This is a genomic window from Thioalkalivibrio sp. ALRh (assembly GCF_000381425.1).
Lineage (GTDB): Bacteria > Pseudomonadota > Gammaproteobacteria > Ectothiorhodospirales > Ectothiorhodospiraceae > Thioalkalivibrio.
This window is the reverse complement of record NZ_KB906519.1, coordinates 1,597,518-1,622,820: the sequence shown is the minus strand read 5'-3', so window position 1 is coordinate 1,622,820 and position 25,303 is coordinate 1,597,518. Positions and strand designations below refer to the sequence as shown.

Here is a 25,303-nt window from a genome sequence, read left to right as displayed (position 1 = left end):
ATCTTGGATACGACGCCGGCGCCGACGGTGCGGCCGCCTTCGCGAATCGCAAAGCGCAGACCATCTTCCATCGCGATCGGGCTGATCAGCGACACGGTCATCTTCACGTTGTCACCCGGCATCACCATCTCGGTGCCTTCCGGCAGCTCCACCGAACCCGTCACGTCCGTCGTGCGGAAGTAGAACTGCGGGCGATAACCATTGAAGAACGGGGTATGACGACCACCCTCGTCCTTGCCCAGGATGTACACCTCGGCCTCGAAATGCGTGTGCGGGTTGATCGAACCCGGCTTGCACAGCACCTGACCACGCTGCACTTCGTCGCGCTTGGTACCACGCAGCAGAATGCCCACGTTGTCGCCCGCTTCGCCCTGGTCCAGCAGCTTGCGGAACATCTCGACACCGGTGACCGTGGTCTTCTGGGTGTCGCGGATACCGACAATCTCGATTTCCTCGCCCACCTTGACCACACCGCGCTCGATACGACCGGTCACCACCGTGCCGCGGCCGGAGATCGAGAACACGTCCTCCACCGGCATCAGGAAGTCGCCGTCCACGGCGCGTTCCGGCTCCGGAATCCAGGTGTCCATCGCTTCGACCAGCTTGTAGATCGCCGGCGCGCCCACTTCGCTCTCGTCACCTTCCAGCGCCTTCAGCGCGGAACCGGTGACCACCGGGGTGTCGTCGCCCGGGAAGTCGTAGGAAGACAGCAGGTCGCGCACTTCCATCTCGACCAGCTCGAGCAGCTCGGGGTCGTCGACCATGTCGGCCTTGTTCAGGAACACCACGATGTACGGCACACCAACCTGACGCGCCAGCAGGATGTGCTCGCGGGTCTGCGGCATCGGGCCATCGGCCGCGGACACCACCAGAATCGCGCCGTCCATCTGCGCCGCACCCGTGATCATGTTCTTCACGTAGTCCGCGTGCCCAGGGCAATCCACATGCGCGTAGTGACGAATGTCGGATTCGTATTCCACGTGCGCCGTGGCAATCGTAATCCCGCGCGCCTTCTCTTCCGGCGCATTGTCGATCTGGTCAAACGCACGGGCTTCACTGCCGTACTTCTTGCCCAGCACCGCCGTCATCGCCGCCGTCAGCGTGGTCTTGCCATGGTCCACATGACCAATCGTCCCCACATTCACATGCGGCTTCTTACGCTCGAACTTTTCCTTGGACATCTCTCGCTTCCCCGGATCGTGACGCTTTCACAAGCGACGCAGGTTGTACGCTGACTTACACAAAATTGGAGCTCATGACCGGATTCGAACCGGTGACCTCTTCCTTACCAAGGAAGTGCTCTACCGACTGAGCTACATGAGCCTGACTTACCTGGCCAGGGCCGGACCCGAACCGTTCGGATCAACTGGAGCGGGTGATGGGAATCGAACCCACATCATCAGCTTGGAAGGCTGAGGTTCTACCATTGAACTACACCCGCAGAACCCTGGCTTGCCGAACCACCGCCCGCTACAGGCCGCTGGCTTGAAAACCCGATGGTGGAGGGAGGAGGATTCGAACCTCCGAAGGCTGAGCCAGCAGATTTACAGTCTGCCCCCGTTGACCGCTTGGGTATCCCTCCTCGATCAAGCCGCGTATTCTGAACCAGCGCGAAGCACAGCGTCAAGCAGGGATTGCATCCCGCTCGCAGATCACGCGGACACGCGCGCGTGTCACTCATTATCTGCCTATGATTTCCGGTCATACGGTGCGCCTGACGGTTTCCATTCCACGACAGACGCACGTAGAGTGTGCCTATTCAGGATTTGAAGATTCGCGCGTAGAGGCCCATGCCCAACACGACAACGGCGCCCCGCCTGCCGGGTCTGGCCAAGCGTCTCGTGGACGCCGGCCTGATTGCGGAAGATATCGCTGCCCAGATCGCCGAGGAATCGCGCGCTCAGCAGACCCCTTTGATGCCCCTGCTGGCCAGCAAGGGGCAGGTCTCCGAGGCTCGCCTGGCCGAGGCCGCGGCCGAGGAGTTCGGGCTCCCGGTACTGGATTTGTCGTGCTTTGATCCCGACCTGCTGCCCAAGGATCACCTGAACGAGAAGCTGATCCAGAAACACCACGCCCTGCCGATCATGCAGCGCGGCAACCGCCTGTATATCGCGGTCTCCGACCCCACCAACCTGGGGGCCACCGACGAATTCAAGTTCGCTACCGGGATGCCGGTGGAGGCCGTACTGGTCGAGGGGCACAAGCTCGACCGCCTGATCGAAAGCGCCCTGAGCGCTGCCTCGTCGCTGATGGACGATCTGGGCGACGACGACCTGGAGAACCTGGCCATCGAATCGGGTGGCGGCGATGACGGCGACACGTCGGATGCCGGGGACGCGGTGGACGACGCACCCGTGGTGCGCTTCGTCAACAAGGTGCTGATGGACGCCATCAACCGCAAGGCGTCGGACATCCACCTCGAACCGTTCGAGAAGGATTTCCGCGTGCGCTTTCGTATCGACGGCGTGCTGCACGAGATCGCCCACCCGCCGAACACCCTGGCGCCACGCATCACCGCGCGGGTCAAGGTCATGTCACGCATGGACATCGCGGAGCGGCGGGTCCCGCAGGATGGACGCATCAAGCTGAAGCTCTCGCGCACGCGCGCGATCGATTTTCGTGTCAGCACACTGCCCACGCTGTACGGCGAAAAGATCGTAATGCGTATCCTCGACCCGAGCAGCACCCAGATCGGGATCGATCAGCTCGGCTACGAGGAACACCAGAAGGAGGCCTACCTCCAGGCGCTCAAGCGACCCTACGGGATGATCCTGGTCACCGGCCCGACCGGCTCGGGTAAAACGGTGTCGCTGTACACCGGCCTCGGGATCCTGAACACGGCCGACCGCAACATCTCCACCGCGGAAGACCCCTCGGAAATCAACATGCCCGGGGTCAACCAGGTCAACGTGAACCCGAAGGTCGGGCTGACCTTCGCCAGCGCGCTGCGCGCCTTCCTGCGTCAGGATCCGGACGTGATCATGGTGGGCGAGATCCGCGACCTCGAGACCGCGGAGATCGCGATCAAGGCGGCGCAGACAGGGCACCTGGTGCTCTCCACGCTGCATACCAACGATGCCCCGCAGACCCTGACCCGACTGGCGAACATGGGGGTACCGCCCTACAACATCGCCTCCTCGATCCTGCTGATCATCGCGCAGCGCCTGGCGCGCCGACTGTGCACGAACTGCAAGGAACCGGAGGATCTCCCGGAGGAGGTCCTGCGCAAGGAGGGCTTCACCGACGCCGACATCCAGGCCGGGGTAACGGCGTATCGCGCGGTGGGCTGCGATCAGTGCACCAACGGCTACAAGGGGCGGGTCGGCATCTATCAGGTCATGCCGATCAGCGAAGAGATGCAGCGCGGGATTCTGGAGGGCTACAACTCCATGCAGCTGGCTCAGCAGGCCGCAAAGGAAGGAGTCGAGGATCTGCGCCGCGCCGGCCTGGTAAAGGTTCTGGCGGGGATGACCAGCCTCGAGGAAGTTAACCGCGTGACCAAGGACTAGGGAGACGCCGGAAGGGCTCCGGTTCGGGTCACCAACACAGGGGGACAGTAGATGGCCGATTCCGGGACAATCTACGCTTGGGAAGGACTGAACAAGAACGGCGACCGGGTCAAGGGCGAGACCCCGGCCGACAGCGAAGCCGTCGCACGCTCCGAACTGCGCAAGAACGGCATCAATGTCGTCAAGATTCGCAAGAAGCCGAAGTCGCTACTCTCCGGGGGCAAGAAGAAGATCGTCCCCGCGGACATCGCCTACTTCCTACGGCAGATGACCACGATGCTGCAATCCGGCGTGCCGCTGGTACAGGCCTTCGAGATCGTCGGCCGCGGCAACGAGAAGCCGGCGATGCGCGATCTCGTGCTCAAGCTCAAGGCCGACGTCGAGGGCGGCGAGACCTTTGCCGCCGCGCTGGCCAAGCAACCCAAGTACTTCGATGATCTGGTGGTCAACCTGGTCGAGGCCGGCGAGCAGGCGGGGACGCTCGAGACCCTGCTGGACAAGGTCGCCACCTACAAGGAAAAGACCGAGGCCCTGAAGGCCAAGATCCGCAAGGCCATGTTCTACCCGGCGGCGGTCATTGTGGTCGCAATCGTGGTTACGGCCATCCTGCTGATCTATGTGGTCCCGCAGTTCGAGGCGCTGTTCCAGGGTTTTGGTGCGGACCTGCCGGTCTTCACCCGCATGGTGGTCGACCTCTCGGATTTCGTGCAGTCCTGGTGGTGGCTGATCCTCGCGATCATGGTCGCGATCGGCTTCGCCTTCGTACAGACCCGGCAACGCTCACCCCGGTTTGCGCGTTTTCTCGATATCGCAATCCTGAAGGCCCCGGCCTTCGGTCCGATCCTGCGCAAGGCCGCGATCGCCCGCTTCGCGCGGACGCTGTCCACGATGTTTTCGGCCGGTGTACCGCTGGTCGATGCCCTCACCTCGGTCTCCGGCGCCACGGGCAACGCGCTGTATCGCGAGGCCACGCTGCGCATGCGCGACGAGACCTCGGCCGGGGCACAGCTGCAGTGGTCGATGCGCAATACCGGGGTCTTCCCCAACATGGTCGTGCAGATGGTCGCGATCGGCGAGGAATCCGGCTCGCTGGACTCGATGCTGGCGAAGGTCGCGGACTTCTACGAGGCCGAGGTGGACAACGCCGTGGACAGCCTCTCGAGCCTGCTGGAGCCCCTGATCATGGTCGTACTCGGCGTACTGGTCGGCGGCCTGGTGATCGCGATGTACCTGCCCATCTTCCAGATGGGTCAAGTCATCTAGGGAAGCCCTGACCAATGTACACACTCGCGTTGGTACCCCAGGTTTTCCGAGACAAGGCGCGCCGTGCAGCGGGTAGTGGTTCTACCCGCAAGCGGCGCAACGCAGGATCGGGGAACCTGGGGTTCCAACCCCACCAATCATTCAATGCAGGGGCTCGGCCGCTTTTGCGCGCGCACGGCGTTGCGGCTCCCTTGTGCAGAATGACTGCACGGCAGTCGCCGCGCCTTGTTCGCACGCAAAAGCGACTCGAGCGCGAGCGTGCACATTGGTCAGGGCTTCCCTAGGATGCTCGGCACGGAAGAACTCCTGCCCCTGTCCTGGGCAATCGCGGTCGCAGCGGTATTCGGGCTGCTGATCGGCAGCTTTCTGAACGTGGTCATCGCCCGGCTGCCGGTGATGCTGGAGCGCGGCTGGAACGCCGAGGCACGCGCAATCCTGGAACAGGAGCCCCCGGCGGACGACACCCCGTTCGACCTGCTGCGCCCGCGTTCGCGCTGTCCCCAGTGCGAGCGGCCGATCCGCTCGTACGAGAACATCCCCGTGCTCAGCTTCCTCTGGCTGCGCGGGCGCTGCCCTGGCTGCGGCACGAGCATCAGCTGGCAGTATCCGCTGGTCGAGATCCTCACCGCAGTCCTGTTTGCCCTTACCATCTGGCACTTCGGAGCCGACACGACGGCGCTGCTGGCGCTGATCTTCACCGGCGTTCTGATCGCCGCCGCCGGGATCGACGCGCGCACCACCCTGCTCCCGGACCAGCTGACCCTGCCGTTGCTCTGGCTGGGGCTGCTGGTCAATATCCCGGGCACCTTCACCGATCTGCAGTCGGCCGTGATCGGAGCGACCGCCGGTTACCTGGTGCTTTGGCTGATCTTTCACGGCTTCCGCCTGGCCACCGGGAAGGAGGGCATGGGGTATGGCGACTTCAAGCTGCTCGCCGCACTGGGCGCATGGCTCGGCTGGCAGGCCCTGCCGGTAATCCTTCTGCTGGCTTCCCTGGTCGGGGCGATCGTCGGCATCCTGCTAATCCTGCTGCGCGGGCGCGACCGCAACATCCCGATCCCGTTCGGGCCGTATCTCGCGGCCGCCGGGTGGCTGGCACTGATCTGGGGCGATACGCTGGTGGCGTTCTACTTCCCACAGGGGCTCTAGTGTCATGCGGCGGGTCGGACTGACAGGCGGGATTGGCTGCGGCAAGAGCCGCGTCGCCGGGTTGTTTGCCAGCCTGGGGGTACCGGTGCTCGACGCCGACCGGATCACCCGCGAACTGCAAGAGCCGGGACACGACCTGCATGCCGCGATCGTTCAACAGTTCGGACCAGGGGTACTCGATGCGCGGGGACGCCTGGATCGCGGGGCCCTGCGCACACGGGTCTTCGCACAACCCGACGAGCGCAAGGCGCTGGAGGCGCTGGTCCACCCCGCGGTGCACGCAGAACTGGAACGCCGTCTGCGTGATCTGCCAGACACCAACGGCTATGCGCTGATCGTGGTGCCGCTGCTGTTCGAGGCCGGGTGGGAGCACGAGTTCGACCCGGTCATCGTGGTCGACTGCAAGCCGGAGGAACAGCTCGAGCGCGTCACCCATCGCGATGGCCGCACCCCGGCCGAGGTGCAGGCCATCATGGACTGCCAGTTGAGCCCGGACGAGCGCCGCCAGCGCGGCGACCGGGTGATCACGAACGACCGCACGACCACGGACGAGGATCTGCGCCAGCAGGTGTCCGGCCTGCACGATGAGCTGCGAGCCGTAACGGGGCATGGCTAGCCACATGCATCCGGGCCGCAATAAGGGGAGAGATTGCGCACCGACTCCGATTGCTGACAAGGACGGGTGGAAAGTCGCCCCCTGAATACTGGATACTGCCAAGGTCGTGTTGCCCCGCAACACCGAGAACCCAAGCCGGACGGGCCGCCCGTGACCCAATTGCTCACCTTCGAACAACCGCTGCACGAACGCGTGCGACTGCTGTTGCGTCTGGAGGCGCTGGCCCAGCGGTTCGGGGATGCCCTGGAGTCCGGCCGGCCTTTTGACCACCATGAGGCCCTGGTCTCGCTGGTCGACATCTATGCCCTGGTCACCCGCGTCGACATCAAGCGCGAACTGATGGGCGAGATCGAGCGCCAGACTGCCAACCTCAACCGACTCACGCACCAGCCGGGCGTCGACCCGGAGCGGTTCACCGAGACCATGCAGGCGCAGAAACGCCTGCACTCCGCCCTGGAAGAACAGGCCGGGGCGCTGGATCATCGGGTGCGTGGCAACGAATTCTTCAACAGCGTGCGCCAGCGCATGGCGCTACCCGGCGGGGCCTTCGATTTCGACCTGCCGATCTACCATCACTGGCTGGCCCAAAGCTCCCCGGAGCGCACCGCACTACTGCTGGAATGGTTCGAGCCATTGAACACGGTAGCCGAGGCGACCATCCAGGTCCTGTCCTATATGCGCCGCTCCGGGCGCTCGGAGTCCGCCATCGCCGAAGACGGCTATTTCGAACGCAGCCTGGACACGAGCCATGCATGGCAGCTGATCCGGGTCAGTGTCGATCCCGATCTGGGGTACTACCCGGAGATCAGCGCAGGACGCCAGCGCTTCACGGTACGTTTTTTCTCGCCCGAGGATTTCCGCAGCCGCCCCATCCCCGCCGCGCAGGACATCGAATTCCGGCTGTGCTGCTGTGCCCTGTAAGCGAGTTTAACGGATTCACTTCTCAAACCGCCGCTTCACCGGCCTCCATGCCCAGCAACCCCCGGATGGCCGCGATCCCCTGGGCTCCACAGGTCCGCGCCTGATCCAGATCGGACGCACGCATCCCGCCCAGGGCATAAACCGGGACACCGGCCTCGCGCACCTGCGCGGCGAATTGCGCCCACCCCATCCCCGGCACGCCGGGGTGGGAGACCGTGGAATGCACCGGACTCAGGACAGCCAAATCCAGCCCCAGCCGGGCGGCCTCAGCCAGCCCTTCGGCGTCATGCACCGAAGCCGCAACCAGACCCGAAACCGAAGGGCGTTCGTCCAGCGCACGCCAGCGCCGCTCGGGGAGATGCCATCCGATACCGGACAGGTCCGCGACCCACTCCCAGGGCGCGTTGGCCAGCAGCGGTATCCCGCGAGCGCGGGCAAATCTGTGGAGTGGTTCGACCAAGGCGCGGTAGTCCGCCCGCCCCAATGACGGCGCCCGGACCTGCAGCATCGCGCCGTCCATATCCACCAGCGCTGCCTGGACCTGCTCAACCACGGCCGGGATCTCGGCCCGCACCGCAGGGGATGGCGTAATCAAGTAGCGCTGCGGCAGGACCAGGGCCTGGAACATCGGGTGATTGGCAGCGGGGAAATCCGCGGGGTCCAGGGTGGCCGGGTCGCGCCAGGCCCATTCCTGCCCCTCGCGGCCATGCACCTCGCCGGACCAGTCCGTTACCCGGAACACGCGCAGGGCCACGGAACACTCGGCAAAGTCATGGCGCACAGTCAGACACTGAACCCCGGCGCGCACGACAATCCCCAGCTCTTCGTGCAACTCGCGCACCAGCCCGGCAAAGGCGCTCTCGCCGGCATCGATCTTGCCGCCCGGAAACTCCCAATAGCCAGCCAGGTGCCGGCCGGCCAGACGACGGCTGACCAGCACGCGGCCCTCGGCATCGAGGACCAGCCCCACCGCAACCTCCAGCGGCGGAGTGGTACCGACCGGCTCAGGACCGGTATTCGGCATTGATACGGACGTACTCGTGGGAGAAGTCGCAGGTGTACTTGCGGGCCACGGCCTGTCCCCGGCCCAACGCGATCCGGATTTCGATCTCGTCCTGCGCAAAGGCCTGCTGCCCGGCCGCTTCGGTGTAGTCCGGGGAACGCCCGCCGCCGCGGACAATCTCGACGCCATTGACGGTGATGGCGACCTGCTCGATCACCAGGTCCGCGACGCTGGCGCGGCCGACCGCGGCCAGGATGCGCCCCCAATTGGGGTCGGAAGCGAACAGGGCGGTCTTGACCAGCGGCGACAGGGCCACGGTCTCGGCCACCCGGGCGGCTTCGGCCTCGTCACGGGCCGACTCCACCGCCACGGTCACGAACTTGGTCGCCCCCTCGCCGTCGCGCACGATCGCCTGCGCGAGCTCCAGGCACAGATCTCCGAGTGCGCGCATGAAGGTCTCGCGGTCCTCGGCCGTTGCCAGCGTCGCACTACTGGCGCCCGAGGCCATGCAGACGACCGCATCGTTCGTGGAGGTGTCGCCATCCACCGTAATGGCGTTGAAGCTGGCCCCATTCGCTTCGCGCAGCAAAGGCAACAGTTCGGCTTCGGTGATGGCGAGATCGGTCCCGATGAACCCGAGCATCGTGGCCATGTTCGGGTGGATCATCCCGGAGCCCTTGGCGATCCCGGTCAGCGTCACGGTACCGCCCGAGAGCTCGATACGGCGACTGCCGCCCTTGAGCACGGTATCGGTGGTCATGATCGCGCGGCCCGCCTGCATCCAGCCATTCGGTACCAGCGCCGCATGCAGTGTGGGCAGGGCCTTGGTGATCCGCTCGACCGGTAGCGGCTCGCCGATCACGCCGGTGGAGAAGGGCAGCACCGCGCGGACATCACCACCGACCACTGCGGCGACCGCCTCGCAGCAGGCCCGCGCAGCGGCCAGCCCCGGCTCCCCCGTTCCCGCATTGGCGTTGCCCGCGTTAATCAACAGCCAGCGGCCAGGGCGCGCGGACTGGTGTTCACGGGCCACGACGACCGGGGCGGCGCAGAAGGCGTTGGTGGTATAGAGCGCGGCAATGGTGGCATCCGCGCCGGCATCGATCAGCACCAGGTCGTCGCGCCCGGCATAGCGGATGCCCGCCGCGGTAGTCGCCAGACGGATACCGGGCACCGGCAGCAATGTGTCCGGTGGTTGCAGCCCAACGGCCATATTCACGTGCTCCCGTATACGTTCAGAGCTTGCCGTGGCACTGCTTGTACTTCTTGCCCGAACCGCACCAGCAGGGCTCGTTGCGGCCGAGCTTGGGGCCCTCGCGACGATAGGGGGTGTCACCACTGGCCACCGGCTCGCGCTCCTCCGCCCCGGCGTCCAGCGCACTGTCCGGGTTCTCGTGCTGGAAGTTCATGTCGGACTCGGCCGGGGCCTTTTTCTTCGGCTGCAGCGCCTCGACCTCTTCGGGCGAGCGCAGCTGGATGCGCAGCAGATACTTGATCACGTCGTGCTTGATGCGTTCCAGCAGGGACTGGAACATCGCGAAGGCTTCCTTCTTGTATTCCTGCTTCGGGTTGCGCTGGGCGTAGCCTCGCAGCCCGATGCCCTGGCGCAGATAGTCCATCGCGGCCAGATGTTCCTTCCACTGGGTATCCAGCACCTGCAGCATCATGTCGCGCTGCAGCCGGTTCATCGTGGTCTCGCCCAGCTGCTCGCGCTTGCCGGCAAGAAGCGTGCGGGCGTGCTCGATGATCCGTTCGCGCAGCGGCTCTTCGTGCAGGTCGTCCTCATCCTCCAGCCACTGCTTCACGGGCAGATCGATCCCGAATTCGCCGTTGAGTGCCTGCTCCAGACCCTCGACGTCCCACTCGTCCTCGATGGAGCCGGGCGGGATGTACTCGCTGATCTGGGCATTGACCACGTCATTGAGCAAGGCCTCGATCGTGTCGCTGATGTCCTCGGTGGTCAGCAACTCGGCGCGCTGTTCGTAGATCACCCGCCGCTGGTCGTTGGCGACGTCGTCGTACTCCAGCAGCTGCTTGCGGATGTCGAAGTTGTGCGCCTCGACCTTGCGCTGGGCATTCTCGATCGCGCGCGAAACCCAGGCATTCTCGATCGCCTCGCCCTCCTTCATGCCCAGGCGTTGCATCAGCCCGCGCACGCGCTCGGAGGCGAACACCCGCATCAGGTTGTCTTCCAGCGAGAGGAAGAAACGGCTGGAGCCCGGGTCGCCCTGACGCCCGGAACGGCCGCGCAGCTGGTTGTCGATGCGGCGGGACTCGTGGCGCTCGGAGCCGATGATGTGCAGACCACCGGACTCGAGCACGGCATCGTGGCGCTTCTGCCAGTCCGCCTTGATCTGCTCGCATTTCGCGGTGTCGTCCAGGTCCACTTCGGCCAGCTCGGCGTCCAGCGACCCACCCAGCACGATGTCAGTCCCGCGGCCGGCCATGTTGGTGGCCAGCGTGATCGCGCCCGGGCGTCCGGCGTGGGCAATGATCGCGGCCTCGCGCTCATGCTGCTTGGCGTTGAGCACCTCGAACTTGATCCCGGTCTTTTTCAGCGCCTGGGCCAGGCGCTCGGAGCTTTCCACGGAAGCGGTACCCACCAGTACCGGCTGTTTCCGTTCGACGCACCACTGGATCTCCTTGATGATCGCCTCGTACTTCTCTTCCTGGGTCAGGTAGACAAGATCCTGCATGTCGTCCCGCACCAGCGGCTTGTTGCCGGGCACCACGACAACCTCGAGGCCGTAGATCGTCTGGAACTCGTAGGCCTCGGTGTCCGCAGTACCGGTCATGCCGGCCAGTTTCTCGTACAGGCGGAAGTAGTTCTGGAAGGTAATCGAGGCCAGGGTCTGGTTCTCGCGCTGGATTGGCACGCCTTCCTTCGCCTCGATCGCCTGGTGCAGACCCTCGGACCAGCGCCGACCACCCATGATGCGGCCGGTGAATTCGTCGATGATCTGGACCTTGTTGTCACGCACCAGGTAGTCCACGTCGCGGTGGAACAGGGCGTGGGCGCGCAGCGCGGCATTCAGGTGATGCAGGACCTGGATCGCGCCGGCGTCATACAGGGACTGGTGCTCTTCCAGCAACCCCTCCTCGCGCAGCAACTGCTCGGCCTTCTCGTGCCCATCCTCGCTCAGAAAGACCTGCTTGGCCTTCTCATCGACGTAGTAGTCGCCCTCGCTCTCCTCGTCTTCCTGACGAGTGAGCTGGGGCGGGAGCTTGTTCATCCGCTCGTACAGTTCGGAGCTGTCACCACTGGGACCGGAGATGATCAGCGGGGTCCGCGCCTCGTCGATCAGGATCGAGTCAACCTCGTCGACCACCGCGAAATTGAGACCGCGCTGCACCCGCTGGTCGGCGGAGAACGCCATGTTGTCGCGCAGGTAGTCGAAGCCGAACTCGTTGTTGGTGCCGTAGGTGATATCCGCGGCATAGGCCTCGCGGCGGGTCACCGGACGCAGGTGGTCCATCCCGCCTTCTTCGGCCTTGTACTCGGGGTCGTACAGATACGAGGCGCTGTCCACGCCCAGCCCGCCGGAGGAGTTGACCACGCCAACGCTCAACCCCAGGGCGTGATACAGCCGGCCCATCCACGCGGCATCGCGGCGGGCCAGGTAGTCGTTGACCGTGACCACGTGCACACCATCGCCGGACAGGGCGTTGAGGTAGGTAGGGAGCGTGGCGACCAGGGTCTTGCCTTCACCGGTACGCATCTCGGCGATGCGCCCGTCGTTCAGCACCATGCCACCGATCAGCTGCACGTCAAAATGGCGCATGCCAAGGGCATGCACACTCATGGCTCGGCAGACCGCAAAGGCCTCCGGCAGCAGCTTGTCGATGGACTCGCCGTCCTGGGCGCGCTTGCGCAGCTCCGTGGTCTTGTGTTCCAGCTCCTGGCGCGGCAGGGCCTCGGTGGCTTCCGCGAGGGCGTTCACCTGCTCGACCTGCTTGCGATAGCGCTTGATGATGCGGTCGTTGCGACTGCCGAAGAACTTCTGTACGAGCTGCTTGACCATAGGGATCCGCTTGAGGGGGCTTGTATTAAGAGCCAGCCGTTGTCCGAAACCTATCTAGGATAAACCATCCGCCCACCACCTGCGCGGGGGGGCGGGTGCCGGAGAGGGTTTCGGATTCAGTCGTCGCTGGGCAGGAAGTCGTAGGGGTTAACGGCCTGGCCCGCCTTGAGGACTTCGTAGTGCAGGTGCGTATCCGTGGCACGGCCCGTGCGGCCCATGCGCGCAATGGTGTCGCCGGCATCCACGCGCTGCCCCGGCTCCACCAGCAACTCCGAGTTGTGCGCGTAGCGGGTGCGCAGACCACCCCCGTGATCGATCTCGACCATCTTGCCGTAGGCATCGCGCTTGCCCGAGAACACCACGATTCCACCACCCGCGGCCCGGATATCCGAACCATGGCTGCCGGCGAAGTCCATGCCGGAATGGAAGCGCCGGGCGCCGGTAAACGGGTCATTGCGGTACCCAAAGGCCGAGCTGATCCAGGCCTCGTCGTCGACCGGCATCAACTGCGGGCGCAGGGCCTCGCGCGAGGCATCCTCGCGCAGTGTGTCGTCGATCAGGGCCACCGAAGCCTGGTGTCGATGGAGCAGGCGCTCCAGGGCGTAGAGGCGCTCATCCATCGCAATGGGTGAATCCGGGCCCTCCAGTTCGGGGCCACCCTGCCCCCCCATCGCGGGCATCAGCTCGGACAAATCCAGGTCAAGGCTCTCACCCACCGAGCGCATGCGCAGGTCGACGCGGGCGAGCTGGCGTTCGAGGACCACCACCCGTTCGGCCAGGTGTTTCAGGCCCTCGTGCGCAACCTCGCGCTCGGCGGCCTCGATCACCGCCTGGTCGCTTCCCGGTACCACCGGTACCTTGATGACCTCGCGCTGCTGCTGTCCCACCCAGTAGGCGGCGGCGACTGCGGCCACGACCAGGGCGAGCAGGGTTACGGAAAGGACAAGGGTGATGCGAAACGGGAGGCGGGTACAAAGGCCATCCGGTCGTAGTACGATCAGTTGCATGCGTTTCTCAATTACTCTTGTACTGTCGGGCTTCGTGGAGGCACGTCGATGATGCCGCGCCCCGCGAACCGCTTTGTCGCGGCGAATCTGAGCGTCCTCAGCGACCGCGATCGGGAGCTGGAACGCGCCCTCGCCCCACTGGTGGGGGAGGAGCTACAGCGCGGACGCCTGGCGCTGACCCGGCAGGGAGAGACCCTGATCGCGGTCTGCGCCGATCGCCCACTGGCGACCGAGATCCGCTTCCAGCAGCGCGAGCTGCTCAAGACGCTCGCGGCGGCCGGCATCGAAGGCACCACCGAGGTGCGCATTCGACTCGACAGCACGCCACGTGCACCGCAATCCAAACCGGTCGCGGTTCAACGCGAGATCCCGGAGTCGGCCCGCTCGCTACTGATGCAGACCGCGCGCTCGATCGGCGACCCGGAGTTGGCCGGGGCGCTGGAACGCCTGGCGGCGCTACCGCCGCAGGGGCGCTAGCCCCCGCAGCGCAGGACAGGACCGCCCTAACTGCCAGCGATCGTGGGCGCCAGCTGCCCGAAGGAGATCGGCAAGCGCTCCGAGGGGTCCTCGAAGGTGACCTTTTCCCAGGCCGTCTCGTCCGCCGCGAGCTGGCGAATCAGCTGGTTGTTCAGCGCATGCCCGGACTTGTGCCCGGTAAACGCGCCGATCAGGCTGTGCCCCAGCAGGTACAGATCACCGACCACGTCGAGGATCTTGTGTTTGACCAGCTCGTTGTCGTAGCGCAGGCCGTTCTCGTTCAGGATCTTGTAGTCATCGAGCACCACCGCGTTGTCCAGGCTGCCACCCAGCGCCAGCTGGTTGGCGCGCAGGGCCTCGATATCGCGCATGAACCCGAAGGTCCGGGCACGCGAGACCTCCTTCACGAAGGAGGTGGACGAGAAGTCCAGCTCGGCGCGCTGGCTTCCGTCGGTAAACATCGGGTGTTCGAAGTCGATGCAGAAACCGACCTTGAACCCGTCATAGGGGTCGAAGCGCACCCATTTGTCGCCCTCGCGGACTTCCACGCTGCGCTTCACCCGGATGAATTCCTTGGGGGCGTCCTGTTCCTTGAGCCCGGCGGACTGCAACAGGAACACAAACGGTCCGGCACTGCCGTCCATGATCGGGACCTCGGCGGCACTGACATCCACGTGCAGGTTGTCGATGCCCAGCCCCGCGATCGCGGAGAGCAGGTGTTCCACGGTCGAGACGCGCACGTCTCCCTTTACCAGCGTTGTCGACAAACGCGTGTCGCCCACGTTCTCCGCCCGAGCCGGGATCTCGACGACGGGATCCAGATCGCTCCGGTGGAAGACGATCCCGGTATTCACCGGCGCCGGTCGCAGCGTAAGCACGACCTTTTCCCCGGTATGCAGCCCCACGCCTGTGGCCCGGATGCTGTTCTTGAGCGTTCTTTGTCGAATCAACGCGTATAACCTCTTGCTTTTTCAGGTGCAAAGTGGAGCCCGGGGCCCTCCCGGGCTCCTCATGCACACAACGATTACCGCATTATTGCAAGTTTCCGCCCTCCCTGCATGCGGCCCCCTGCTCAGTCGGCTTGTTTGCGCAGAAAGGCCGGGATATCCAGCACATCAATGCCTTGCTGCTGGTTGTAGTCGACCGCGAGGTTGTCCCCGCCGCGACGCTTCACCGTCGGCTGGTCGAGGTCCACCTCGACGTCGGAGCCGACCGCACGCTTGGGCTGGGCATCGACCACACGCACCTGCGGGCGTTCCTGCTGGGCCGTCTGGGCACCGAGGCCGGTGGCCACCAGGGTCACGCGCAGTTCGTCACTCATCTCGGGGTCGATCACGGTACCGACCACCACGGTCGCATCCTCGGACGCCAGGGCTTTCACGGCCTCGCCGACCTCCTCGAACTCGCCGATTCCGACATCCATGCCCCCGGTGACGTTCACCAGGATCCCGCGGGCACCGGAGATATCGACATCCTCCAGCAGCGGGCTGGCGATCGCGGCCTCGGCGGCCTGACGCGCACGGTCTTCGCCGGTACCGGTGCCGGTACCCATCATCGCCATACCCATCTCGCGCATCACGTTGCGCACGTCGGCAAAGTCGACGTTGATCAGGCCGGGACGGGTGATCAGCTCGGCGATCCCCTGCACCGCACCGAACAGCACGTCGTTGGCGGCCTTGAAGGCATCCAGCAGCGTGGTGTTCTTGCCCAGCACGGTCAGCAGCTTCTCGTTCGGGATGGTGATCAGCGAATCGACCTGCTCGGTCAGCGCCTTGATCCCGGACACGGCCACCTGCATGCGCTTCTTGCCCTCGAACGGGAACGGCTTGGTGACCACCGCGACCGTCAGGATGCCCATCTCCTTGGCGATCTGTGCGACTACCGGGGCCGCACCAGTGCCAGTACCGCCACCCATACCGGCGGTAATGAACACCATGTCCGCACCCTGGAGCAGGTCCTGGATGCGCTCGCGGTCCTCCAGGGCCGCCTCGCGCCCGACCGACGGATCGGCCCCGGCACCCAGGCCCTTGGTGATGTCGCCGCCCAGCTGCAGCAGCGTCTTGGAGTCCAGGCTCTTCAGGGCCTGGGCATCGGTATTGGCGCAGATGAAGTCCACGCCGTCGAGTTGCGAGTGAACCATGTGCTGTACGGCATTGCCGCCACCACCCCCAACACCAACGACCTTGATCGTGGCGTTCTGGCTAAAGGTATCCATCAGTTCGAACGTCATGGCTGCGTCCTCTCGGTTCGTGTGTACATGTCAGTTGTTTGCCTATGGCCGGAGAGCGGTCCGACCCCCATAAACCCGGTCACTCTGATCATCAGAGCTGCCCGGAAAACCAGCGCTTCATGCGCGCCCATACACCCTGGAAGCCGCTACTCACGGGCCGGGCCTCCTGCTCCGCACGCGACTCGCGGGCGTAGAGCAAAAGCCCCACCCCCGTCGCGTGGATCGGGTTTTTCACCACATCCAGGAGCCCGGTGACGCGCTGCGGCACCCCCAGGCGTACGGGCATGTGGAAAACCTCTTCGGCGAGATCCACCACACCTTCCATTCGGGACGAACCGCCGGTGAGGACCACCCCGGCGGCAATCATTTCCTCGGTACCGCTGCGGCGCAGTTCCGCCTGCACCAGCTGCAGCAGCTCCTCGTAGCGCGGCTCGACCACGGAGGCGAGCGTCTGGCGCGACAGCCGCCGTGCAGCGCGATCGCCGACACCGGGGACCTCGATGGTCTCGCCCGGGTCGGCCAGCGTGCGCAACGCGCAGGCGTACTTGATCTTGAGTTCGTCGGCGTACTGGGTCGGCGTGCGCAGGGCGACCGCGATGTCGTTGGTAACCTGATCGCCAGCGATCGGGATGACCGCCGTGTGCATAATCGCGCCGTGGGCAAAGACGGCGATGTCGGTGGTGCCACCGCCCACGTCGACGAGGCACACCCCCAAATCCTTTTCGTCCTCGCTGAGCACCGAGTAGCTGGAGGCGAGCTGTTCGAGGATGATGTCGTCCACCCGCAGCCCGCAGCGCTCCACGCACTTGACGATGTTCTGCGCCGCCGAGACCGCGCCGGTGACCAGGTGCACCTTGGCCTCCAGGCGTACCCCGGACATCCCGATCGGCTCGCGGATGCCCTCCTGCTCGTCGATGATGTATTCCTGCGGCAGCACATGGAGGATGCGCTGATCGGCCGGGATCGCGATCGCGCGGGCAGCATCGATCACCCGGTCGACGTCGCCGGCGACCACCTCTCCGTCCTTGATCGCGACCACGCCGGTGGAGTTGTAGCTCTTGATGTGAGAGCCGGCGATCCCGGTGTAGACCGAATGGATCTCGCAGCCGGCCATCAGCTCGGCCTCCTCGACCGCGCGCTGGATCGACTGGACGGTGGACTCGATGTTCACGACCACGCCCTTCTTCAGCCCGCGCGACGGGGAGGAGCCGATGCCAATGATCTCGATCTCGCCCTCGTCGGTCAGCTCGCCGACGATCGCCTCGATCTTCGAGGTGCCGACATCCAGGCCGACGATCAGTCCGGGTTCCGACTTCTTTGCCATCATCTTTCTGCGTCCTGTCGTTCGTGTCATCGGGCGTTGCCGCCGTTGTTGTCCGCTTCTTCGGCCCAGGCCACAGCCAGACCGTGCGGATAGCGCAGATCCACTCGCGCAATCGGGGCGTCCTCGCGCGCCCTCAGGGCCGGCGCCGCGCGTACCAGCTGGCCCAGCCGGTTCAGATTCACGTCGCGGCCCATCAGGACCTCGGCCCCGTCGGACAGGTGTATGGTCCAGTCATGCCGCTTGCCCTCGTGCACGCCCACCACCTCGAAACCGGCGTCGGCCAGGCGCGCGGAGACCTCCAGGTAGCGGTGCATCAACACCACCTGACGGCCGTCCTCGCCGGCCAGTGCCGGCAGGAAATCCCATTCGGCGAGATCCACCGGCCCGAACAGGCGCCCATGGCGGTCGACCAGGTGGTCGTCGCCCCACTGGGCCACCGGGACCGGCTCGGTCACGTGGATCTCCAGGGTGTCCGGCCAGCGCCGACGCAGTTGTACGCTGTCCACCCAGGGCATCGCCTGCAGCTCCCCGCGCAGCACCTCGAGGTCCGTACCCACGAAACCCGGTGCATGCGCCCGTACCCGCTCGAGAATCACGTCCGTGTCGGCGTGACGCGGCTCGCCGGTAATCTGGATGGAGCCGATCGGCAGATGCTGATCCGGGTCGAAGTGCAGCCACAGGCTGAAGCCCAGCACCAGCGCCCCGGCCAATCCCATGCCGGCGAGCAGGCGTAGCCCCGGCCCGGTCATAGCCTGTAGCCGCGACGGCCCAGAGGGCCGCCGCGCGGGTCGCGTTGTACGTCGCGCGTTCAACGCAGCCCTCCGCATTCAAAGCTGGAATCGAGGATGCGCAGGCACAGCTCGTCGAAGTCGATGCCCGCCTGCGCGGCGGCCTTCGGCACCAGCGAGTGGTCGGTCATGCCGGGGATGGTGTTGACCTCGATCAGGAAGTTCTCGCCGTGTTCGTCCTGCAGGATGTCCACCCGGCCCCAACCGCAGCCCTCGAGGGCAGCAAAGGCGGCGATGGCCAGCGACTGCAGCTCCAGCTGCGCACTGCGCGACAGGTCCGGGGGCGGGCACAGGTAGCCGGTATCGTCCGCCTCGTACTTCGCGTGGTAGTCGTAGAAACCGCTCGCCGCGCGAATCTCGATCACCGGCAGGGGCTCGTTGCCGAGCACCGCAACCGTGTACTCGCGTCCGGTGATCCACTGTTCGGCGAACACCTGGCCCGGCTGCACGCGCGCCGCATCAAAGGCGGCCGGCAGGTCTTCAGCACGATCGACCCGGGTGATGCCCAGGCTGGAGCCACCGCGCGCGGGTTTGACGATCAGCGGCAGGCCGAGGGCATCCGCCACCGCCTCCGGATCGAAGCCCGGTGTCAGCAGGCGATACGGCGCACTCGGGAGGTTCGTGCCCGCCCAGAGGCGCTTGCAGGCCAGCTTGTCCATACCCAGCGCCGAACCGAGGACCCCAGTCCCGGTATACGGCATGCCGGCCATGTCCATACAGCCCTGCAACGTCCCGTCCTCGCCGCACTCGCCATGCAGTGCGATGAACACCCGGTCGTAGCCCTCCAGCGCCATGCACCGCGCCGTCTCGCGGGTAAGGTCAACGGCATGGGCATCGACGCCCTGGCGGCGCAGCGCCGCCAGTACAGCGTTGCCACTCTTGAGCGAGATGTCCCGCTCGCCGGACCAGCCGCCCATCAGGACCGCCACGCGCCCGTATTCTTCCGGTTTGCGCCTGCTCATTGCCTTCCCTCGATTGTCTCGTCCATGGGGCGCGGTCGACCCAGCAGCCGCACCTCGGGCTCCAGGCACACACCAAAGCGCCGCTCCACCTCGCTTTGGGCGTGGTGCAGCAGCCACTCGATGTCGGCGGCCTGCGCCGCGCCATCGTGGGTAATGAAATTCGCGTGCTTGGGGGAGATCTCCGCGCCACCGTGGCGCAGCCCCTTCAGTCCCGCCTCCTCGATCAGGCGCGCAGCGTGATCACCAGGCGGATTGCGGAACACCGATCCGCACGACGGCAGACCCAGCGGCTGCGTGCGCGAGCGCTCACGCAGCAGCTCCTTGATGCGCGCCGTGCCGGTGGCCGGATCGCCCGGTTCCAGCTGCAGCACGCAGCCGGTAAACCACTCTTCCGGACCCTCGACGCTGCGATAGCCGATGCGGTACTCGCCCGGCTCACGCTGGTGCTCCTGTCCGTCGGCATCCACGGTGGACACCGACTCGACCAGCGGCCAGATCTCGCCGCCCCAGGCCCCCGCGTTCATGCGCAAGGCACCGCCCAGGGTGCCCGGTATGCCGGCCAGAAATTCACCGCCCACAAGTCCCTGGCGCGCACAGAAACGGGCGGCCTGGGCGCAGGCGAGCCCTGCCCCGAGCCGCACGCGGTTGCCCTCCAGGCGCTCGCGTTCGTTGAGCACCCCGGACAGGTGGACCACCAGGCCTTCGATGCCGCCGTCGCGGATCAGCACGTTGCTGCCCAGGCCCAGGAAGGTAACCGGCATCGCGGGGGCATGACGGGCGTGATCCGCCAGCGCCGACACGAGATCGGCCCGGTCCACCGGCCGGAACAGCCAGTCGGCCGGACCGCCCACACGCCAGGAGGTCAGCCCCGCCAGCGGGGCATCGGGCCGTACCTCGCCCCGAGGGGCGTGGGCGAACGGGCCGTTCACCGGTTCCACCGCGCGCGCCGCCATCATGTCGTACTCCCGGGGCGTTTCATCGCTCCCAGCTGGTCCGGCAGCAGGCTGGCCAGCCGACCGATATCGCCGGCCCCCTGGGTGATCACGACATCGTTCGGCTTCAGCATCCCGGACAGGACCTCGGCGACGTCGGCCGCATGCTCGACGAACACCGGCTCGACCTGCCCGCGCAGACGGATCGCCCGCGCGAGGCTGCGGCCATCGGCGCTGGGGATCGGTTCCTCGCCGGCGGGATAGACCTCCAGCAGGATCAGCACATCGGTCTCGGACAGGGCCTCGGCGAAGTCCTCGAACAGGTCGCGGGTGCGGGTGTACCGGTGCGGCTGGAACACGGTGATGCGCCGCCGGTCGGGCCAGGCGTCGCGCGCCGCGGCCTGGGTCGCCTCGATCTCGCGCGGGTGATGGCCGTAGTCGTCGACCAGGGTCAGCGGGCCCTGCGCGGTCTCGAGCTCCTGCACCTGGAAGCGCCGCCCGATCCCCTGGAAGCGCTCGAGCGCCGCCTGGATCGCCGCAGGGGCAACCTCCAGTTCGTGCGCGACGGCCGCCGCTGCCAGGGCATTGAGCACGTTGTGCCGCCCGGGGAGGTTCAGCGTGACCGGGAACGCGGCCTGCCCGGGCAGCTTCAGGTCGAAGAACATGCGCACGCCTTCCTGGCGCACGTTCAGGGCGCGCACATCGGCTTCCGCCTCGATGCCGTAGGTCAGGCGCGGGCGCTCCAGTTCGGGATAGAGATCGCGCACCTGCGGGTCGTCCGCGCACAGCACGGCGATGCCGTAGAACGGCAGGTGATGCAGGAACTCGAGGAAGGTCGCGCGCAGGTTGCCGAAGTCGTTGCCATAGGTGCCGAGGTGGTCGGCATCGATATTGGTCACGATGCTGATCATCGGCTGCAGGTGCAGGAACGAGGCGTCGCTCTCGTCGGCCTCGGCCACCAGATAGTCGCCCGCCCCCAGATTCGAGTGACTGGCCGTGCTGTTCAGGCGCCCGCCGATCACGAAGGTGGGGTCCATACCGGCCTCGGCGAGCACGCTGGCCACCAGGCTGGTCGTGGTGGTCTTGCCGTGGGTACCGGCCACGGCAATGCCGTAGCGAAAGCGCATCAGCTCCGCCAGCATCTCCGCGCGGCGCACAATCGGGATCCCTCGGCGGCGGGCCGCCTGCACCTCGGGGTTGGAGGGATCGATTGCGCTGGAGACGACCAGCACATCGGCCTCGGCGACGTTTTCTTCGGTATGCGCGGGTGACACCGGGATGCCCATGCCCGTCAGTCGCGCGACCATCGCCGACTGCCCGAGATCCGATCCGGAGACCTCGTAGCCCAGCTGATGCAGAACCTCGGCGATCCCGCTCATGCCGGAGCCACCGATCCCGACACAGTGAATGCGGCGGATGCGGCGCATCGCGTGGCGGGGCAGACGCGGGGCATTCATGAGTTCTTCCTCCCGCGCCGGGCATGGGCCATCTCCAGGCAGGCCTCGGCCAGACGCTCGGCAGTGTCGGGGCAGGCCTGTTCGCGGGCCAGCCGGGCGCGCTCGCGCAGGGCCTCGCGGCCCAGCGGACGTACGATCTCGGCGACCCGCTCTGGCGTCAGATCGGTATCGGCCAGGCGCCAGGCCGCACCCGCCTCGACCAGAGCACGGGCATTGGCGGTCTGGTGATCATCAACCGCATGCGGATAGGGCACGAACAGGGCCGGGACACCGGCCGCCGCGACCTCGGCCACAGTCAGCGCCCCGGCCCGGCAAATCACCAGATCCGCCCAGCCATAGGCCTCGGCCATGTCTTCGATAAACGGGGTCACCTCGTATTCCAGCGCGGTCTCGGCATAGGCCGCGCGGGCCTCATCCAACGTACGCTCCCCGGCCTGGTGGCGAATCACCATCGGCTGCGCGTCGCGGGCCTGCTCGAGCCCCGCCGGCACCATGCGGTTCAGCGAGCGCGCCCCAAGGCTGCCACCCAACACCAGCACCCGCAGCGGGCCCGAACGCTCGTCGAAGCGCTGCTCCGGCTCCGGCAACGCGGCGATCTCCGCACGGACCGGATTGCCCACCACGGTCACGGTGTGACGCTCCGGGAAGGCGTGATCGAAGCCCGCATAGACCCGGTCCGCGATGCGCGCCAGCCAGCGGTTGGTCAGGCCGGCGACGGCGTTCTGCTCATGGATCGCCAGGGGGCGCCCCAACGCAGCGGCCATCAGGCCGCCGGGGCCGGCCGCAAATCCGCCAAAGCCGATCACCGCGGCCGGACGCAAGCGGGTAATCAGGGCCAGCGCCGCCCACAGCGAGATCCCGAGGCGCCAGGGCGCCAGCAGCAGTCCCGCCAACCCCTTGCCGCGCACGCCGCTGATCGGGAGGGTGTGCAGCTCGATGCCCGCCGCAGGCACCAGACGCGTCTCGATCCCGCGCGCGCTGCCCAGCCAGAGGACCTCGACGCCACGGGCGCGCAGGGCGTCGGCGACCGCCAGCCCCGGGAAGACGTGTCCACCGGTACCGCCGGCCATGATCAGGATGCGCAGGGGATTGTTCATGCCCGCCCCCTCTTGCGCCGCGGCGCTGTCGACTGGCGCGGGGCCGGGATCTGCGCCTCGCGATAGACCCGCATCACCAAACCGATCGCCATCAGCGTGACGATCAATGAACTGCCGCCGTAGCTGAGAAATGGCAGCGTCATACCCTTGGTCGGCAGCAGCCCCATGTTCACCGCGAGATTGAGCGCACTCTGCAGCGCCAGCCAGATCGCGACACCAAAGGCCAGGTGCGAACCAAATGCATGCCCGGCACGCTCCGCCCAGAGCCCAATCTTCACGCAGCGCCAGACCACGACCGCAAACAGCGCGATCAGTGCGATCACACCGATAAAGCCAAACTCCTCGGCGAAGACCGCGAACAGGAAGTCGTTATGGGCCTCCGGCAGGTAGAACAGCTTCTGCACGCTGTTGCCCAGACCGGCACCGAACCAGCCGCCAGACCCGATCGCGATCAGCGACTGGGTCAGCTGGAACCCGGTCGCGAACGGGTCCTGCCAGGGGTCGAGGAATGCGGTCAGGCGCGCGACCCGGTAGGGCGCAGCCACTGCGACGAAGGCCATACCCACCGCGATGGTCGCGCCGAGCGCGGCGAACTGCCACAGCTTGGCGCCGGCCAGGAACAGCATGCCCATACCGATCGCCAGCATGATCGCCGCGCCACCAAAGTCAGGCTGCAGAAGCAGGAGTACTGTCCCGAAGCCCAGCACGACCAGCGGGCGGACAAAGCCGCGCAGGTGCAACCGCAGGGTCGAGTAATGACGCACGATGTAGCCGGCCAGGTACATGACCACCAGCAGTTTCACCGGCTCGGCCACCTGGAGGTTGAACATGCCGATCGGGATCCAGCGGGTCGCGCCGTTCACGGTTCGGCCCACGCCCGGGAGCAGGACCGCAATCAACAGCACCATGACCAGGATCAGCAACCAGGGACCGGCGCGCTCCCAGCGCTCCAGCGGGATCGCCCACATCACGGTCGCCAACGCCAGACCGATGGCGGCGAACAGGACCTGGCGCTGGAAGAAGTGCCAGGTGTTGCCATAGTAGCGCTCGCCCAGGTCCATCGAGGCCGAGGCGACCATGATCAGACCGAGCCCCAGCAGCAACGCGGCCGCGGCCAGCAGCGGCAGGTCCACGCTGTTGCGCAGTCCATCGAGCGAGTCGCGCGAGGGCAGTCCGAGGGGCAGCGATCCGGTACTCATGCCGCTCGCTCCCGCACGGCCCGCGCGAAGTCGTTGCCGCGGGCCTGATAGTTCTCGTACATGTCGAGGCTCGCGCAGCCCGGCGAGAGCAGCACGGTGTCTCCGGGCTGCGCCCAGGCCGCGGCCTGTGCCACGGCGGCGGTCATGTTGTCCACCCGCTGGACCGGCACCACCGAGGCCAGGGCCCGGGCAATCAGCGGAGCATCCTCGCCGAGCAGCACGACGCCCCGGACCTTGCCGGGCACGTAATCCGCCAGCGGCGAGAAATCCTGCCCCTTGCCCTGCCCACCGGCGATCAGCACCAGAGGCCCCGGCGTACCCCGTAGCGCGGCCAGGGTCGCGCCCACGTTGGTGCCCTTGGAGTCGTTGACGTAGTCGACCTCGGCCACCCGCGCGATCCACTGCGAACGGTGCGGCAGGCCCGCGAAGTCGGCCAGCGCAGCCAGCGCCTCGCTACGCGCCTGCGTTGATTCCAGCCACGGCCAGGCCAGCGCCAGCGCGGCCAGGGCATTGGCCCAGTTGTGCTGTCCGCGCAGACGCAGGCGCGCGGTGGACAGCAGGCGTTCCTCGCCACGCACCAGGTCCGGCTCGGCCGCGCCCGTCGTCACGCCGAAGTCGGTCGCGGCCAGCGGGGCATCCAGCCCGAACGAGACCACGCGCAGACCGGCCGGCAGGGGCAGCTCGCGCAGCCAGGGGTCATCGCGATTGAGCACACCGCGAGCGGCACGGTCGAGGATGCGGGCCTTGGCCTGGATGTACGCGGCCAGATCCGGGTAGCGATCCATATGGTCGGGCGAGATATTCAGGATCGCGGCGCCATCCGGCACCAGGTGCTCGCTGCGTTCGAGCTGGAAGCTGGACAGCTCCAGGACATAGACCTCCACCGCCGGGTCCAGGAGGTCCAGCGCCGGGGTGCCGAAGTTGCCGCCGATCGCGACCTTGCGACCTGCGGCTGTCAGGATCTCGCCCACCAGGGCGGTGACCGTGCTCTTGCCGTTGGAGCCGGTGATCGCAATGACCGGGGCCTGCGCCACTGCCGCAAACAGGTCAATGTCGCCGGTGATCGCCGCGCCAGCGACCCGGGCCTGTTCGACGGCCGGGTGTTCCAGCGGGACCCCCGGCGAGACGATCAGGCGGGCATAGCCGGAGGTATCAAGACCGTCCAGCGGTCCGGCCCAGGCCTCGGACAGCCACGCGGCGGCGGCCCCGGCCGCCAGGGCCGGTGGGTCGCGGCGCGTGTCGGTGATCGCAAAGGCCTCGCCGCGCGCACGCAGGAATCGGGCGACGGACTGCCCCGTCGCTCCGGTTCCCACGATCAGATTGTGCGGCTGTGGCTTCGACATGGCG

Annotated in this window: 21 protein-coding genes and 3 tRNA genes; 6 read left to right on the top strand and 18 right to left on the bottom strand. The window is 66.5% G+C overall.

The window, feature by feature from the left end; all coding sequences use genetic code 11:
* The 4 genes from tuf to F791_RS0107755 all read right to left on the bottom strand — a co-directional run.
* A partial coding sequence (tuf, locus tag F791_RS0107770) for an elongation factor Tu (RefSeq protein ID WP_018993154.1) occupies window positions 1-1,181 on the bottom strand: 1,181 nt, incomplete at its 3' end.
* A 66-nt stretch (window positions 1,182-1,247) separates the two neighbouring features.
* Window positions 1,248-1,323: transfer RNA gene (locus F791_RS0107765), tRNA-Thr, on the bottom strand.
* A 44-nt stretch (window positions 1,324-1,367) separates the two neighbouring features.
* Window positions 1,368-1,441 (bottom strand) — tRNA-Gly (locus tag F791_RS0107760).
* Between the two features lie 56 nt (window positions 1,442-1,497).
* Window positions 1,498-1,582: transfer RNA gene (locus F791_RS0107755), tRNA-Tyr, on the bottom strand.
* Between the two features lie 208 nt (window positions 1,583-1,790).
* Here F791_RS0107755 and pilB point away from each other — a divergent pair.
* From pilB to zapD, 5 genes are all read left to right on the top strand, one after another.
* Complete coding sequence (gene pilB / locus F791_RS0107750) at window positions 1,791-3,509, top strand: type IV-A pilus assembly ATPase PilB (RefSeq protein WP_018993155.1); 1,719 nt, start codon at window positions 1,791-1,793, stop codon at window positions 3,507-3,509.
* 51 nt (window positions 3,510-3,560) lie between these two features.
* Window positions 3,561-4,772: a type II secretion system F family protein gene (locus tag F791_RS0107745; RefSeq protein WP_018137561.1), complete on the top strand. Its 1,212-nt coding sequence runs from the start codon at window positions 3,561-3,563 to the stop codon at window positions 4,770-4,772.
* 285 nt (window positions 4,773-5,057) lie between these two features.
* Window positions 5,058-5,921 carry an A24 family peptidase gene (locus F791_RS0107740; RefSeq protein ID WP_018138021.1) on the top strand — a complete coding sequence of 288 codons (864 nt, stop codon included), beginning with the start codon at window positions 5,058-5,060 and terminating at the stop codon, window positions 5,919-5,921.
* Between the two features lie 4 nt (window positions 5,922-5,925).
* Window positions 5,926-6,537, top strand: coding sequence for a dephospho-CoA kinase (coaE, locus tag F791_RS0107735; protein ID WP_018138020.1), 612 nt, complete (start codon window positions 5,926-5,928; stop codon window positions 6,535-6,537).
* Between the two features lie 150 nt (window positions 6,538-6,687).
* Entirely contained in the window at window positions 6,688-7,458 is a 771-nt protein-coding gene (zapD, locus tag F791_RS0107730) for a cell division protein ZapD (protein WP_018649096.1), read from the top strand.
* A 22-nt stretch (window positions 7,459-7,480) separates the two neighbouring features.
* On the opposite strand, the gene F791_RS0107725 is transcribed toward zapD, so the two are convergent.
* From F791_RS0107725 to F791_RS0107710, 4 genes are all read right to left on the bottom strand, one after another.
* The gene (locus F791_RS0107725) at window positions 7,481-8,482 is read right to left on the bottom strand and encodes a Nudix family hydrolase (RefSeq protein WP_019592424.1); all 1,002 of its coding nucleotides are present in this window, start codon (window positions 8,480-8,482) and stop codon (window positions 7,481-7,483) included.
* Entirely contained in the window at window positions 8,463-9,674 is a 1,212-nt protein-coding gene (gene argJ / locus F791_RS0107720) for a bifunctional glutamate N-acetyltransferase/amino-acid acetyltransferase ArgJ (RefSeq protein ID WP_018993157.1), read from the bottom strand. Before argJ ends, F791_RS0107725 begins: the two co-directional genes overlap by 20 nt.
* A gap of 22 nt (window positions 9,675-9,696) precedes the next feature.
* Complete coding sequence (gene secA / locus F791_RS0107715; RefSeq protein ID WP_018138016.1) at window positions 9,697-12,483, bottom strand: preprotein translocase subunit SecA; 2,787 nt, start codon at window positions 12,481-12,483, stop codon at window positions 9,697-9,699.
* 116 nt (window positions 12,484-12,599) lie between these two features.
* The gene (locus F791_RS0107710; RefSeq protein ID WP_018138015.1) at window positions 12,600-13,490 is read right to left on the bottom strand and encodes a M23 family metallopeptidase; all 891 of its coding nucleotides are present in this window, start codon (window positions 13,488-13,490) and stop codon (window positions 12,600-12,602) included.
* Between the two features lie 48 nt (window positions 13,491-13,538).
* Between F791_RS0107710 and F791_RS0107705 the strand changes: the two genes are divergently transcribed.
* Window positions 13,539-13,967 carry a DciA family protein gene (locus tag F791_RS0107705; RefSeq protein WP_018174837.1) on the top strand — a complete coding sequence of 143 codons (429 nt, stop codon included), beginning with the start codon at window positions 13,539-13,541 and terminating at the stop codon, window positions 13,965-13,967.
* Between the two features lie 26 nt (window positions 13,968-13,993).
* On the opposite strand, the gene lpxC is transcribed toward F791_RS0107705, so the two are convergent.
* From lpxC to murD, 10 genes are all read right to left on the bottom strand, one after another.
* On the bottom strand, window positions 13,994-14,917 hold the full coding sequence (lpxC, locus tag F791_RS0107700; protein WP_081601195.1) for a UDP-3-O-acyl-N-acetylglucosamine deacetylase: 924 nt from the start codon (window positions 14,915-14,917) through the stop codon (window positions 13,994-13,996).
* A 122-nt stretch (window positions 14,918-15,039) separates the two neighbouring features.
* Window positions 15,040-16,197 carry a cell division protein FtsZ gene (ftsZ, locus tag F791_RS0107695; RefSeq protein WP_012983557.1) on the bottom strand — a complete coding sequence of 386 codons (1,158 nt, stop codon included), beginning with the start codon at window positions 16,195-16,197 and terminating at the stop codon, window positions 15,040-15,042.
* A 91-nt stretch (window positions 16,198-16,288) separates the two neighbouring features.
* Window positions 16,289-17,524, bottom strand: coding sequence for a cell division protein FtsA (gene ftsA / locus F791_RS0107690; RefSeq protein ID WP_018993159.1), 1,236 nt, complete (start codon window positions 17,522-17,524; stop codon window positions 16,289-16,291).
* Between the two features lie 23 nt (window positions 17,525-17,547).
* Window positions 17,548-18,270 carry a cell division protein FtsQ/DivIB gene (locus F791_RS0107685; RefSeq protein WP_018993160.1) on the bottom strand — a complete coding sequence of 241 codons (723 nt, stop codon included), beginning with the start codon at window positions 18,268-18,270 and terminating at the stop codon, window positions 17,548-17,550.
* A gap of 59 nt (window positions 18,271-18,329) precedes the next feature.
* Window positions 18,330-19,271, bottom strand: a complete 942-nt coding sequence (locus F791_RS0107680; RefSeq protein ID WP_018138010.1) for a D-alanine--D-alanine ligase — start codon at window positions 19,269-19,271, stop codon at window positions 18,330-18,332.
* On the bottom strand, window positions 19,268-20,227 hold the full coding sequence (murB, locus tag F791_RS0107675; RefSeq protein WP_019592423.1) for a UDP-N-acetylmuramate dehydrogenase: 960 nt from the start codon (window positions 20,225-20,227) through the stop codon (window positions 19,268-19,270). Before murB ends, F791_RS0107680 begins: the two co-directional genes overlap by 4 nt.
* Window positions 20,224-21,660 (bottom strand): UDP-N-acetylmuramate--L-alanine ligase, encoded by a 1,437-nt coding sequence (murC, locus tag F791_RS0107670; RefSeq protein WP_018993162.1) that lies wholly within the window; start codon window positions 21,658-21,660, stop codon window positions 20,224-20,226. The genes murB and murC overlap by 4 nt, the downstream gene beginning before the upstream one ends.
* Window positions 21,657-22,757 carry an undecaprenyldiphospho-muramoylpentapeptide beta-N-acetylglucosaminyltransferase gene (gene murG / locus F791_RS0107665; protein ID WP_018138007.1) on the bottom strand — a complete coding sequence of 367 codons (1,101 nt, stop codon included), beginning with the start codon at window positions 22,755-22,757 and terminating at the stop codon, window positions 21,657-21,659. The genes murC and murG overlap by 4 nt, the downstream gene beginning before the upstream one ends.
* Window positions 22,754-23,956 (bottom strand): putative lipid II flippase FtsW, encoded by a 1,203-nt coding sequence (gene ftsW / locus F791_RS0107660; RefSeq protein ID WP_018138006.1) that lies wholly within the window; start codon window positions 23,954-23,956, stop codon window positions 22,754-22,756. Before ftsW ends, murG begins: the two co-directional genes overlap by 4 nt.
* Window positions 23,953-25,299: a UDP-N-acetylmuramoyl-L-alanine--D-glutamate ligase gene (gene murD, locus F791_RS0107655; RefSeq protein ID WP_018993163.1), complete on the bottom strand. Its 1,347-nt coding sequence runs from the start codon at window positions 25,297-25,299 to the stop codon at window positions 23,953-23,955. The genes ftsW and murD overlap by 4 nt, the downstream gene beginning before the upstream one ends.
* Window positions 25,300-25,303 lie beyond the last annotated feature (4 nt).

Excerpts from the sequence above, each read along its gene's own strand:
- pilB (WP_018993155.1), top strand. The coding sequence starts at position 1,791 with ATGCCCAACACGACAACGGCGCCCCGCCTGCCGGGTCTGGCCAAGCGT.
- F791_RS0107745 (WP_018137561.1), top strand. The coding sequence starts at position 3,561 with ATGGCCGATTCCGGGACAATCTACGCTTGGGAAGGACTGAACAAGAAC.
- F791_RS0107740 (WP_018138021.1), top strand. The coding sequence starts at position 5,058 with ATGCTCGGCACGGAAGAACTCCTGCCCCTGTCCTGGGCAATCGCGGTC.
- coaE (WP_018138020.1), top strand. The coding sequence starts at position 5,926 with ATGCGGCGGGTCGGACTGACAGGCGGGATTGGCTGCGGCAAGAGCCGC.
- F791_RS0107725 (WP_019592424.1), bottom strand. The coding sequence starts at position 8,482 with ATGCCGAATACCGGTCCTGAGCCGGTCGGTACCACTCCGCCGCTGGAG.
- argJ (WP_018993157.1), bottom strand. The coding sequence starts at position 9,674 with ATGGCCGTTGGGCTGCAACCACCGGACACATTGCTGCCGGTGCCCGGT.
- secA (WP_018138016.1), bottom strand. The coding sequence starts at position 12,483 with ATGGTCAAGCAGCTCGTACAGAAGTTCTTCGGCAGTCGCAACGACCGC.
- F791_RS0107710 (WP_018138015.1), bottom strand. The coding sequence starts at position 13,490 with ATGCAACTGATCGTACTACGACCGGATGGCCTTTGTACCCGCCTCCCG.
- F791_RS0107705 (WP_018174837.1), top strand. The coding sequence starts at position 13,539 with ATGATGCCGCGCCCCGCGAACCGCTTTGTCGCGGCGAATCTGAGCGTC.
- ftsZ (WP_012983557.1), bottom strand. The coding sequence starts at position 16,197 with ATGACGTTCGAACTGATGGATACCTTTAGCCAGAACGCCACGATCAAG.
- ftsA (WP_018993159.1), bottom strand. The coding sequence starts at position 17,524 with ATGATGGCAAAGAAGTCGGAACCCGGACTGATCGTCGGCCTGGATGTC.
- F791_RS0107685 (WP_018993160.1), bottom strand. The coding sequence starts at position 18,270 with ATGACCGGGCCGGGGCTACGCCTGCTCGCCGGCATGGGATTGGCCGGG.
- F791_RS0107680 (WP_018138010.1), bottom strand. The coding sequence starts at position 19,271 with ATGAGCAGGCGCAAACCGGAAGAATACGGGCGCGTGGCGGTCCTGATG.
- murB (WP_019592423.1), bottom strand. The coding sequence starts at position 20,227 with ATGATGGCGGCGCGCGCGGTGGAACCGGTGAACGGCCCGTTCGCCCAC.
- murC (WP_018993162.1), bottom strand. The coding sequence starts at position 21,660 with ATGAATGCCCCGCGTCTGCCCCGCCACGCGATGCGCCGCATCCGCCGC.
- murG (WP_018138007.1), bottom strand. The coding sequence starts at position 22,757 with ATGAACAATCCCCTGCGCATCCTGATCATGGCCGGCGGTACCGGTGGA.
- ftsW (WP_018138006.1), bottom strand. The coding sequence starts at position 23,956 with ATGAGTACCGGATCGCTGCCCCTCGGACTGCCCTCGCGCGACTCGCTC.
- murD (WP_018993163.1), bottom strand. The coding sequence starts at position 25,299 with ATGTCGAAGCCACAGCCGCACAATCTGATCGTGGGAACCGGAGCGACG.